Genomic DNA, 12,401 nt, shown 5'->3' on the forward strand with positions numbered 1-12,401 from the left:
GGCCGTTTCAGGCATAAAACGCAAAAGTGAACGACCGAAGAGAAAGCGTGACCCGTCAGCAGGTCACCCAAGGAGTCACCGTGCACTATCAGCCGCAGCATCATTTATTGAAAGATCGCATCATCCTGGTGACCGGCGCCAGCGACGGGATCGGCCGCGAAGCCGCGCTGACCTACTCCCGCTACAGCGCCAGCGTTATCCTGCTCGGCCGTAGCGAAGAGAAGCTGCGCCGCGTGGCGCAGGAAATTGAGCAGGACGGCGGGATCCCGGCGCCCTGGTTTACCCTCGATCTGCTCACCTGCACCCCGCAGGAGTGCCAGCAGCTGGCACAGCAGATAAGCGTCCACTACCCGCGCCTCGACGGCGTATTGCACAACGCCGGTCTGCTCGGCGACGTCTGCCCGATGGATGAGCAAAAGCCGGAAGTCTGGCAGCAGGTTATGCAGGTCAACGTCAACGGCACCTTTATGCTGACCCAGGCGCTGCTTCCTTTATTACTCAAATCCGAGTCCGGTTCGCTGGTTTTCACCTCCTCAAGCGTAGGCCGTCAGGGTCGCGCCAACTGGGGTGCCTACGCGGCGTCCAAATTCGCCACCGAAGGGATGATGCAGGTGCTGGCGGAGGAGTATCAGAGCCGCCACCTGCGGGTCAACTGCATCAACCCGGGCGGCACGCGCACGCAAATGCGCGCCAACGCTTTCCCGACGGAAGATCCGCAAAAGCTTAAGACCCCCGCCGATATCATGCCGGTGTATTTGTGGCTCATGGGCGACGATAGCCGTCGCAAAACGGGAATGACCTTCGATGCCCAGCCAGGGCGTAAACCAGGAATTGCACAATGAGTGAAGAACGCCACCGCGAACGTCAGCAGCGGGTAAAAGATAAGGTCGACGCCCGCATAGCCGCAGCCCAGGAAGAACGCGGGATTGTTATCGTCTTTACCGGCAACGGTAAAGGTAAAACCACCGCCGGTTTTGGTACCGTCACCCGCGCAATCGGGCACGGCAAAAAGGCCGGCGTGATCCAGTTTATTAAAGGTACCTGGCCGAACGGCGAACGTAACCTGCTGGAGCCGCACGGCGTCGAGTTTCAGGTGATGGCGACCGGTTTCACCTGGAATACGCAGGATCGCGAAAGCGATACCGCCGCCTGTCTCGCCGTGTGGCAACACGCTCGCCGCATGCTCTGCGACGAAAGCCTCGACATGGTTCTGCTCGACGAGCTGACCTATATGGTGGCCTACGACTATCTGCCGCTTGAAGAGGTGCTTAGCGCGCTGCGCAATCGCCCGGCCCAGCAAACGGTGATTATCACCGGACGCGGCTGCCACCGCGAAATTGTGGAGCTTGCCGATACCGTCAGCGAATTACGCCCGGTTAAGCACGCCTTTGACGCCGGTATCAAGGCGCAGATGGGCATTGACTACTAAGCGCCAGCCTTTCCAGCAGCGCGTCGTTTAGCGCCAGGCACAGGCAATCCTCGCCCGGAGCCAGTACGCTTTCGAGACTATTTTGCCGGGAGATAAAGCGCTTACGGTACTCGGTCGGCGTCAGCCCGCAGTATTTTTTGAAGGCGGCAATCAGGTACTTATGCTCCTGAAAGCCGCAGCTATGGCTAATGTCGGTAATTGGCGTGCGGGTATCGCGCAGCAGCGTCTTCGCCTTGTTCAGCCGCACCAGCGTCAGATACTCCTTGAAATTATGCCGGCTCACCTTCTTAAACAGCCGCGAGAACCACGAATAGCTCATTCCGCTGCGGCTCGCCACCTCGCTCAGGGTCAGCGGCTGGTCAAAATGCTGGTTAATAAAGTCGATGCCTTTCTTTATCATCGCATCTTCGCGCAGGGAGCTTTCCGCCTGCGGCACCGCTTCCCCCGCCAGCACCAGCGCATCGAGCAGCAGATAGATAGTCGCGATGCGTTGAAACGGGGCGCGGTTGTCAATCAGCTGACTTAACAAACTCAGCAGCCGTTGACGCACCGCGCCATCGGCCTCGGTGCAGCTGCGCCCCTGAGTACACCAGCTCAGCACCGGCGCGGGATGCAGCTCATCGAACAGGCCCGGTGAAAACTGCACGGTCACCAGCTGGCTGCCGGCTTCCTCCGCGCATAATGAGTGCACCGCCTCGGCATTGATATACAGCATGTCTCCCTGGGCCAGATCCGCGCTCTGCTGGCCGACAACGATGGAAAATCGTCCCGTCAGCACGGTTATCAGCTCCGGCGCCGGGTGCCAGTGCGGTTCGCAGTAGCGTACCTCGGCGGCAAACGCATTCAGCTTCTCGGCATCAAAAGCAATCAGCTCATAGCCGCTGTTAACCGTATGCCGCCCGGCCTCGGTCGCCGAACGGGGGTGAGTGACTGAAAAGGGAAACATGCGCCATCTCCTGTAGTCGGACGATTATTCGCGCCCGGCAAGTACGCGATTCAGCTCGTCGCTGTCGATATCGAGCGCCAAAAACTCCGTCAGGGCGATCAGCAGGCCGCAGAAGAGATCCGGCGCCAGCTGGATCAGCCTGTCGCGGATCTGCGCCGGCGGCAGCCGGCTCTTGCGCGCAATCAGGGCAACCACCCGGTCAAGCGCCTCGGGCTGTTGAATCAGCTGCTGCAGCGAATTGTCATCCCGCAGCGGCACGTAGCGCGGCGGGCAGACCACATCGACTTCGGCGGTAAGAGGCAGATCGCGCGAGGAGCCGCCAATTCGCACCTGCCAGCGGCCCGGAGTGATAACCCAATCCGCCAGCCCCGGGTGATAGCAGGCCAGCTCAGCAACCGGCAGCTGCAGGCTGACGCGACGGCGCTCACCGGGAGCAAGGGCCACTTTACAGAAGGCCTTCAGCGCCCGCTCTTCGCGGAGCAGCTCACCGCCCGGCGCGCTGACGTACAGCTGCGCGATCTCTTTCCCCGCCCGATCGCCGTCGTTGGTCAGGGTGAACGACACGGTCAGCGTATCGTCAGCCCCGACGCGAGAGGCTGAAAGTTCTGGCTGGCCGTAGGTAAACCGGCTGTAGCTTAGGCCAAAACCAAACGGGAACAGCGGCGTCATCCGGCGTTTGTCATAGTAGCGATAGCCGACAAACAGCCCTTCGCCATAATGGTGGCGCAGGTTCTCTCCCGGGTAGTTCAGCCACGCCGGCGTCTCTTCCAGGGCGTTCGGCACCGTCACCGTCAGTTTACCGCAGGGGTTACGCTGGCCGAAGAGAATTTCCGCCACCGCCCTGCCCATGCCCTGACCGGCGAAGAAGGTTTCCAGCAGCGCTTTACAATCCACCAGCCACGGCATCACCACCGCATCGCTATTGGCCAGCACCACCACCACGTTGGGCTGTACCGCCGCCACCTCGCGGATCAGGCGCTCATGTACCGCCAGAATATTTAGATCATGACGATCGCCGTTTTCGCCATCCTCGCCCACCGCGGTACTGACAAAGATAACCGCCACATCCGCTTCCTGCGCCACCGCCCGCGCCTGCGCCAGAGCCTGCTCATCGCAGCGCTCGTCGTCCGGAGCGCCAACCGCCCAGGTGACGGTAAAGTCGTCACCCGCCAGATCGAAGATCTCGTCCAGCGGACGATCCAGCAAATAGGGTACCGTGGTGGCGCAGCCCGATCCCTGAATCACCGGCTCCTGGGCCGGCTTGCCCAATACCGCAATCCGCCGGCTGCGCTCCGGGGTCAGCGGCAGCAGATTGTCTTCATTTTTCAGCAGGACGATGGACTCCCCGGCCAGCTGCTGCGCCAGCTGGTGATGGGCCGCGAAATCGGCCTTAGTCTCCGGGCGACGGTGGCGCTGCACCTTCTCTAATAGCGCCAGCATTCTCCGGCAGGCGCGGTCGACTACCGCCAGAGGCACCTCTCCGGACTCGATCGCCGCCAGCAGCGTCTGCTTGTCGCGTCGGGTTTCCGGCATCGCCAGGTCGTTGCCCGCCAGCAGCGATGCCGGACGGTCCTTGATGCCGTACCAGTCGGACATCACCAGCCCGTCGTAGCCCCACTCATCCCGCAATACCTGGGTCAGTAAAAAGGGATCCTGCGAAGTCTGTACGCCGTTAAGGCGGTTGTAGGAGGACATCACCGTCCACGGCTGCGATTTCGCTATCGCCCGCTGGAATCCCGCCAGATAGATTTCCCGCAGCGCCCGCTCTTCGATTATCGAATCCATTTCGGTGCGGCGATATTCAGAGTTATTGGCGGCAAAATGCTTGAGGCTGGCGCCTACCCCTTCGTGCTGCAGGCCGTTGATCAGCGCCGCGGCAATATCGCCGGAGACAACCGGATCTTCGGCATAGTATTCATAGCCTCTGCCCGCCAGCGGCGTGCGGCGAATATTGATGCCGGGCCCCAGCAGGATCCCGACCCCCATCTGCTGACATTCACGGCCCAGCGCCTGGCCCATCTGATAGACCAGCTCTACGTCCCAGCTACAGGCTAAGCTGGAGCCGTTGGGAAAGCAGGTTGCCGGCAGCGAGGCGCTGAACAGCGCTTCGCTGCCGCCCTTCGCCGCTGGCTCCTCCGCGCTGACCTGGTCAGCGGTTTGGGTGATGACCGAAATAAAGTCATCCATGCTCCATTTTTCACTGCCGTCGATTTGTGCGCTGCTGTAGCGCACGCCGTAGGTTCCGTCGGTCATCACGATATCGTTGATGTCATGCTGCGGCAGCGATGCCGTGCGCCACAGGCCGCTGCCGGTCAGCAGCGCCACTTTTTCCTCTGCCGTCATCGCCGCAATCACGGTATTAAATTCACTCTTCATCTCTCTGGCTCCCTGAGGTTACAGCGCATTCTGCTTGCGCAGGCTAATTTTATGGACAATATCGCGGTAGGTTTTTTCATCCAGCGAATAGCACGCCACAAATATGGCGCTGAGAGCAAACATGGCACCGGGGAATAATGTCATCAAAATATTAATCCCGTTAATCGCGCTCGCCGTGATATTCCCTGCGTCATAATGATAATAGTCCAGCATCCATCCCGCGCAGCCGCCGCCAATCGCCATCGCGATTTTAGTGATGAAATTAAAGAAGCCGTAGATCGCGCCTTCACTGCGCACGCCGTGATGCCATTCAGCATATTCTACGGTGTCGGCAATCATCGACCACATCGCCACAAAGCCCATCCCCAGCGTAATGCTATACAGGCACACCCCGGTCATAATCAGCCACAGGTTATTCCCGGCCACAAAATATTGCATCATCACCCCCAGGACTCCAATCCCCAGCGCAATCAGCGTCATTCTCTTTTTACCCATCAGGGCAATGACTTTTTCAGAAATAACCGTCCCGACGATATATGCCGCAGACTGAATCAAAAAGAAGGTCGCGGTATAGCCTTCGCTACCAATGATATATTTAATAAAGTAGATCGCTATCGCCATCCAGACGGTATAGGCGATATAGAAAAATACCGTAAACAGCGACAGGTTAAGCAGCGGAATATTGCCCGTCACCGCACGCAGCATCTCGCGCAGCGTCGGCGCAGGCGCCTCATCCTCGTCTTCGCCCACCCGCTCTTTGGTCATGCCAAAACAGGCGAGGAACAGAAAGGTGGCCAGCAGCGCAAAGCACGAAACCGCGAAAACGTAGCCTGACTGTTTATCCGTAAACGGCGAAATTAGCAGATCGGCGGTCGTCGAAACAATTAAATAGCCGACGATCGCCAATACAAAGCGATATACCGACAATGACGAGCGCGAGGCTTCATGCTGCGTCAGGCGGTTAGTCAATGCCGAGTACGGCGTATTTACCGCGGTATACGCCAGGCAATATATCGTATAAGAGATTAAGGCAAAATAGAATTTCGCTTCGCCGCCAAACGGTACAAAACACAGCACCGTCAGAAAACCGAGCGGAATCGATCCGTATAATAACCAGGGACGCAGCTTGCCGTAACGACTGTGCGTTTTATCAATAGCAAAACCAATCAGGATATTAAAAATGGCATCAATTACCCGGGCAATAACAAATATCAGGCTGGCCTGCACCGCGCTGATGCCATAAATATTGGTATAAAAGAAGAGTAAAAACAGCGAAACGAAACCGAATGACAAATTAGAAGCAAAGTCGCCGAAGCCATAGCCTATTTTCTCTTTGACCCCGATAACGACATAGCTGGCCGATAGTTTTCCTGCTGTATCCATTTTTGGCTACCTGTTTTTGTAATCAGTGTTGCCAGTATATGGCGTTCGCCGGCGCTTCACTTTGCGTTATTTGTCCGGGTATTTCCTGTTTTTTGTCTTTATACGGAAGTGTGAAAGGAATCACATGCGGGAGGGAAAATAAGCGTCCGGCGGGAGTCGCCGGACGTCACGACATCAATCTTTACTGCGACCAGCGGAGCGGCGGTTATTGCTGCTACCCACCTGGCTATGGCGTTTAACCGCGCGGCGGATCTGGTTCGCCTTCACGCGGCGGCGATCTTTCTCTACCGCCACTTTAGAGGCGGTTTCCGCCGGCAGCTCCACCAGCTCGCGCAGGTAGTTCGTCTGAGCCAGATCCAGCTCGGTATAGCCGCCGCGAGGCAGGCCTTTCGGCAGCAGAATATCGCCGTAGCGCACGCGGATCAGGCGGCTCACCTGGACACCAACCGCTTCCCACAGGCGACGAACCTCGCGGTTACGCCCTTCCGTCAGCGTGACGTTGTACCACTGGTTAATGCCTTCGCCACCGGTGAATTTGATGGTTTTGAAGGCCGCAGGGCCATCTTCCAGCTGCACGCCGCGCGACAGCTGACGCAGCTTGTCTTCATCGACCTGGCCGAATACGCGTACGGCATATTCACGCTCAACTTCCCGGCTCGGGTGCATCAGTCGGTTCGCCAGCTCGCCATCGGTAGTGAACAGCAGCAGGCCGCAGGTATTCACATCCAGACGACCGACCGCGATCCAGCGCGCGCCGCGCAGCTTCGGCAAACGGTCGAAGACCGTCGGGCGACCTTCCGGATCGTTGCGGGTGCAGAGCTCGCCTTCCGGTTTGTAGTAGGCCAGAACGCGGCAAATTTGCTCAGCGGACTCTTTCACCGAAATCAGGTGACCATCGATACGAATTTTTAAACCAGGAACAATTTCTACGCGATCGCCGAGGGTAGCGATTTTGCCATCGACGCTGACGCGGCCAGCTTCGATTTTGGATTCAATTTCACGGCGGGAGCCGTGGCCAGCGCGTGCCAGCACTTTCTGTAGTTTCTCGCTCATTGAGCTTCCTTAAGGTGTCGCCTTCCCAGGCGTCTGATATACTTTATGAAACAACAAGTTAATAAAACCATGCCCTGTTGTTAGGTAAATACTTTTGTCCCGAAGGGGTACCGCAGCCGGAGTCTGATAACCGTCACGACTGAGACACGCCTGCAAACGTGGTCGCACATATTACACTAACTTCAAAATGAATGCTTCTTCAGGTTATATTCGCCGCGCTCTGGCAGCGGCGCCCGGAGGTGGGCTGCATTGATTATGAACCAGCCGCGGTCATTTATCCCTGTCCCGGTGCGAAATCCTGCGCTATGCAGCAATAAAATGTCGCAAGCCTGCCGCCCGTAGTTGCTGTTCGCCAGGCCACGCGACCACAAGCATGGCGCTCTCCCCTCCGGAGACTGCGGGACTCAGTCGCCGCCCTCAGCGCCCCCGCTCTGCCGGTAATAATGCTGCGCGAGGATTTTCCTGATCCTCTCCGGCGCGAGCCCCTGCTGCATCAATGTCAACAGCGTCTGCATAATCGGTAAAACGTGGCGCAGATGCAGCATGTAGCCGTCGCAGAAGTAATTCTTATTGGGTCGTCCATCGTCGGACAGCATGAAGCGGTGCTTCGGACAGCCGCCGTTGCAGACCGGGCGGAGCGAACAGTTAAGACATTCGCGGCCGATGTTGGTCCGCTTACGCTGGGCAAAGGCGATATTCTGCGCCGAGTTAACCAGCGCGGAGAGGCTATCGTGGTTGATGTTGCCCAGCTTATGCTCGGGATAAACGAAATGATCGCAGGAATAGATATCGCCGTTGGACTCCACGATCGGATTGTCGCCGCAGGTTTCGCTCATCACGCAGGAGCCGGATCTGCCGGCTATTTTTGCCAACGTCTGCTCGAAGTTCATCACGAACGCGCTTCCCATATCGTTTTGCACCCAGCTATCGAAGATAGCGTTGAGAAAGCGCCCGTACGCTTTGGCCGGCACCGACCATTCGGTCACCCGGCACTGCGCGGAAAAATCAGGAGAAATCAGCGTCAGACCGTTGGCATCGAGCTGTGCGGCTCGCCGCTCCACCAGCGGAATAAACTGCATGTAGCGGCTGCCGATATGCTTAAGGAAACGGTAGATTTCCAGCGGCCGTTTGACGTTTTCCGCATTCACCACCGTCAAGGTGTTGAAATCCACATTGTGCCTTTTCAGCGCCTCCAGACCGCGAATAACGGCATCGAAGGTACTTTTCCCCCCGCGCGTCAGGCGATACGCATCGTTGCTGAGGCGATCGCCATCGAGGGAGAGACCGACGAGAAAACCGTGCTGTTTCAGGAACCGGGCCCAGTCATCATCGAGCTTTATCCCGTTAGTCTGAAAAATATTGTCGATGCGCTTCCCGCTGCGGTAGCGCTCCTGTAGCCGCAGCGCCTCGCGGAAAAAGTCAATCCCGAGCAGGGTCGGCTCGCCGCCCTGCCAGTGAAAATGAACCGTTTGCGCCGGCTGGCTGGCGATATTTTTCCGCACGTAGTTTTCCAGCGTCGCGCCGTCCATTTTCCAGCGGGCCTGCTGCTGCGGATAGAGCCGCCGCTTTTCCAGATAGTAGCAGTAGGTGCAATCGATATTGCACACCGACCCCGACGGCTTCGCCATCAGCTGAAACTGATTGATATGATGACTCATAGCCCGAGATAGCGAATAACCGCGGGTTTCGCCGGTTCGCCGCCGCGCGTGGTCACGCCATCCAGCCAGCTATCCAGCAGCTCCGGACGGCGTTTTAACTCTTCTCGCGCCGCCTCCTGCGCCGTTTGCTGCTGGTCCAGCATCCGGGCGATCACCGCGTTTTCCAGCCCGACGTTAAATGTCAGCTGGCTGTAAAAGCGATTCAGATTCGGGCATTCAGCGGCAAAATTCTTCCGCGTCACCGTATTCACCGTAGCGCTGCCATAGTTAGCGCCAAAGTACCGGTCGCCGCCGCTGAGGTAGACCAGCCGGAAGCGCGTGTTCATGGCGTGCGGTTCCCAGCCGAGGAACGCGATCCACTGCTGACGCTCCACCGCGCGCGCCACCTGCGCCAGCATGCCGCTTTCGCTGGACTCGACTAGCGTCCAGTTTTCGAGGGCGAAATCATGCGCATCAAGCATCTTCTTCAGACTGAGGTTAGCTGGCGCGCCGGGGGCAATGCCGTAAATTTTATGGCCGAACTTATCGGCAAATTTTTGCAGGTCGGCAAAATCTTTTACGCCAGCGGCGGCGACGTAATCCGGTACGGCAAGCGTAAAGCGGGCGGCGGGAAGATTCGTGCCGAGCACCTTAATCGCGCCATCGGCGGTGAACTTACTGATAACCGGTTCCTGCGCGGGCATCCAGTTGCCGAGGAACACGTCGACCTGGCCGGTTTTCAGCCCCTGAAACGCCAGCGCCACCGACAGGTTTTGCACTTTTTGCTGATAGCCCAGCGCGTTCAGTATCGTCCCGGAAAGGGCGTTGGTCGCCGCAATATCCGTCCAGCCCGGATCGGACTGCGTAACGGTGGCGCAGCGCGCGTCATCGGCGGCGAAGCCGCTCAGCGGCAACCAGCCGGCAACCGCCAGCAGCATCAGTCGGGTCATGCGTTTCATTTTCATTATGATTCCTGGTGTTTCACGGGGGAAGGATAGCGGGCGAACGCCTCTTGCTCATCCAGGGTTTGATGGTTACGGATATAGCGCGTTGATGCGCGCTGAAACGGCTGATAGTCCCAGTTCGGAATGGCATCCCGTCCGGCGACCTGGGTCAAAAACAGCCGTTTTTGCTGACTGGCGAGCACCTGCTGGTAGAGGGCATCGAGATCCCAGCGCCCCCGGATTTCATCGACGAACGCCTGCACGACCGTTTGGTAATGCTCATTCGCCGCCAGGTTCACCCGCTCATGAGGATCGTCGCGTAAATTGAACAGCTGCGGCGCCTCGCTGGCGGAATGAATGTATTTCCATTCGCCCCGGCGAAACATCAGCATCGGCCCGAGCGCGCCTTCGGCCAAATATTCGCTCACCGCGCCGTCCGGCCCAGGCAGCCCCTGGAGATGCGGCACCAGGCTGTTGCCGTCCAGCGGGGCGATGGCCTGCGCTTTGCGATCTTCGCCGCTGGCAAGCTCGACAAGGGTGGGTAAAAGATCCACCAGCGATACGCTTTCGCTGACCCGACGGGCCGCGAAGCGCGCGGGGTTATGCACGATTAACGGCACGCGCACGGCGTTCTCGAAGAAGTTCATCTTGTACCACAGGTCGCGCTCGCCGAGCATTTCCCCATGATCGGCAATCACCACCACCACGGTATTTTCGGCCAGCCCCGTCTCTTCGAGGGTGCGCACCATTTCGCCAAAGCAATCATCAACGTAGGCCAGGGCGCCGTAGTAGGCGTGGCGGGCGCGCCGAATATGCTCATCGTGGATCAAGCCCGGTTCCAGCTGATACATGGCGCGCATCCGCGCCGAATGCGCATCGTCTGCAATATCTTTGCCGCGCGTGACGGGCATATCGATATCTTCTTGCGCAAAGCGATCGAGGTAGCGTTTGGGTATCGCGAAGGGATCGTGGGGATGCGTTAGCGAAAGGAGCAGCATAAACGGCTGCTCTTCGGGACGACGGGCGGCGTCATACAGGCGCTGGCGGGCGAGGAATAATGCCTCATCATCGAAATCGAGCTGGTTGGTGCGCACGCACTCGCCGGCTTCCAGCACCGAGCTCATGTTGTGATACCAGTCGAGACGGCGTTCCGGGTGTTGCCAGTCCGGCGTCCAGCCGAAATCGGCGGGGTAGATATCCGTTGTCAGCCGTTCGTCAAAGCCGTGCAGCTGATCGGGGCCGCAGAAGTGCATTTTCCCCGACAGCCAGGTGCGGTAGCCCTGTTCGCGCAGATAATGGCAAAAGGTCGGCGAGTCGGCGTGGAACTCGGCGGCGTTGTCATACACCTGGTTACGGGAAATATACTGCCCGGTCATCAACGATGCTCGCGATGGCGCGCACAGCGGGCTGTTGCAATAGGCGGAATCAAATACCACCCCTTCACGGGCTAATTTATCTATATTTGGCGTCAGACTAACGTTATTCCCGTACGCTCTTAAGGCGCTGGCAGTTAACTGATCGGCCATCAGAATAACGATATTCGGTTTATTTATAAGCATGACCTACCTGCGAAGTAAAATAATTAATAAAACGTGTTAGCCTTATCTCATGTATCGACAGGCCCTGTGAAGGGGCTATTTTTTTATCATGGCATAAGGTGAGTTTATGGCAGGGAAATTACAGCTTCCGCCTTTACAGGCGCTGGTGGTATTTGAAGCAGCGGCGCGTTTAGGTAATTTTACCGCTGCCGGAAATGAACTCGGGCTATCGCAGCCCGCGGTCAGTCAGCGTATTCAGATGCTGGAGAATCTGGTCAATTCACCGCTATTTGAACGCCGTCATCGCGGCGTTCAGCTGACCGAATCCGGCAATAGTCTGTATCTGATCGTCCGCAGCAGCCTGCTGGAAATCAGCGAGCAGCTCGAACGCACGCGCCTGCAGCGTAATGTCCTGCGCATCGATACCGATATGGGTTTTGCCAGCTACTGGCTGTTACCCCGTATGGAGAGGCTGCAGGCGCTAATTCCGGGGGTGGAGGTACAGATAACCACCTCGCCCAACGACTATAACCTTCGCGACAGCAGCGCGGATCTGGCTATCTATTTTGGCCAGGGCAGCTGGGCCGGAACGCAGAACCAGCGGCTGTTCCCTGAAATTGTCATTCCCGTTTGCAATCAAAAGATTAAGCAGGAAATGGCGCCAGCCGCCTCCCCCGAATCTCTGCTGAATTATCCCCTGCTGAAGCTGCCGGAATCCCGGCCCCAGCGCTGGATGACGTGGGAAGACTGGTTCCGCCAGCATCAGGTGCACGGGCAACACCAGGCCGCTTCCCGGACCTTCAACGCCTATTCCCTGGTGATCCAGGCCGCTCTGGAAGGCCAGGGGATCGCCCTCGGCTGGCAGCCCCTGATCGCGCCGTTTCTGGCCAGTAAGCAACTGGTACAGTGCGGCCCGATGCACCGTACCGAACGCGGCTATTACCTGATTTCCGCCAATGCTAAACCAGCCTCGGCGCAGCAGGAAAAGGTCAAGGCGTGGTTATTGGATGAAGCCTGGAGTTTTCACTCTTCCGGTCATCTAATCGCAGAAAACAAATAAGCTAATGCAAAAAACGCATATTGATTTAATAAAAT

The 12,401-nt window shown here is 57.9% G+C and carries 10 protein-coding genes; 3 read left to right on the forward strand and 7 right to left on the reverse strand.

The window, feature by feature from the left end; all coding sequences use genetic code 11:
* Positions 1 to 80: 80 nt before the first annotated feature.
* Entirely contained in the window at positions 81 to 842 is a 762-nt protein-coding gene (locus QFI97_RS16790) for a YciK family oxidoreductase (RefSeq protein ID WP_095097051.1), read from the forward strand.
* Positions 839 to 1,429 (forward strand): cob(I)yrinic acid a,c-diamide adenosyltransferase, encoded by a 591-nt coding sequence (gene cobO / locus QFI97_RS16795; RefSeq protein WP_095097048.1) that lies wholly within the window; start codon positions 839 to 841, stop codon positions 1,427 to 1,429. Before QFI97_RS16790 ends, cobO begins: the two co-directional genes overlap by 4 nt.
* Here the strand turns inward: cobO and QFI97_RS16800 are convergent.
* From QFI97_RS16800 to betC, 7 genes are all read right to left on the reverse strand, one after another.
* Positions 1,401 to 2,375, reverse strand: a complete 975-nt coding sequence (locus QFI97_RS16800; protein WP_095097045.1) for a helix-turn-helix transcriptional regulator — start codon at positions 2,373 to 2,375, stop codon at positions 1,401 to 1,403. The genes cobO and QFI97_RS16800 overlap by 29 nt on opposite strands.
* Positions 2,376 to 2,399: 24 nt before the next feature.
* Positions 2,400 to 4,751 (reverse strand): beta-glucosidase family protein, encoded by a 2,352-nt coding sequence (locus QFI97_RS16805; RefSeq protein ID WP_346431636.1) that lies wholly within the window; start codon positions 4,749 to 4,751, stop codon positions 2,400 to 2,402.
* An 18-nt stretch (positions 4,752 to 4,769) separates the two neighbouring features.
* Positions 4,770 to 6,134, reverse strand: a complete 1,365-nt coding sequence (locus tag QFI97_RS16810) for an MFS transporter (RefSeq protein ID WP_331835389.1) — start codon at positions 6,132 to 6,134, stop codon at positions 4,770 to 4,772.
* Between the two features lie 174 nt (positions 6,135 to 6,308).
* Positions 6,309 to 7,187, reverse strand: a complete 879-nt coding sequence (gene rluB, locus QFI97_RS16815; protein ID WP_095097037.1) for a 23S rRNA pseudouridine(2605) synthase RluB — start codon at positions 7,185 to 7,187, stop codon at positions 6,309 to 6,311.
* Positions 7,188 to 7,591: 404 nt separating this feature from the next.
* Positions 7,592 to 8,845 carry an anaerobic sulfatase maturase gene (locus QFI97_RS16820; RefSeq protein ID WP_346431637.1) on the reverse strand — a complete coding sequence of 418 codons (1,254 nt, stop codon included), beginning with the start codon at positions 8,843 to 8,845 and terminating at the stop codon, positions 7,592 to 7,594.
* On the reverse strand, positions 8,842 to 9,789 hold the full coding sequence (gene choX / locus QFI97_RS16825; RefSeq protein ID WP_227503018.1) for a choline ABC transporter substrate-binding protein: 948 nt from the start codon (positions 9,787 to 9,789) through the stop codon (positions 8,842 to 8,844). The genes QFI97_RS16820 and choX overlap by 4 nt, the downstream gene beginning before the upstream one ends.
* Positions 9,789 to 11,327, reverse strand: a complete 1,539-nt coding sequence (betC, locus tag QFI97_RS16830) for a choline-sulfatase (protein WP_095096997.1) — start codon at positions 11,325 to 11,327, stop codon at positions 9,789 to 9,791. Before betC ends, choX begins: the two co-directional genes overlap by 1 nt.
* 106 nt (positions 11,328 to 11,433) lie before the next feature.
* On the opposite strand from betC, the gene QFI97_RS16835 reads away from it, so the two are divergent.
* Positions 11,434 to 12,366: a LysR substrate-binding domain-containing protein gene (locus QFI97_RS16835; RefSeq protein ID WP_133597795.1), complete on the forward strand. Its 933-nt coding sequence runs from the start codon at positions 11,434 to 11,436 to the stop codon at positions 12,364 to 12,366.
* The last annotated feature ends 35 nt before the right edge of the window (positions 12,367 to 12,401 follow it).

Origin of the sequence: Klebsiella scottii (assembly GCF_036561945.1) — a bacterium.
In the GTDB taxonomy this organism is placed as follows: Bacteria; Pseudomonadota; Gammaproteobacteria; order Enterobacterales; family Enterobacteriaceae; genus Klebsiella; species Klebsiella scottii.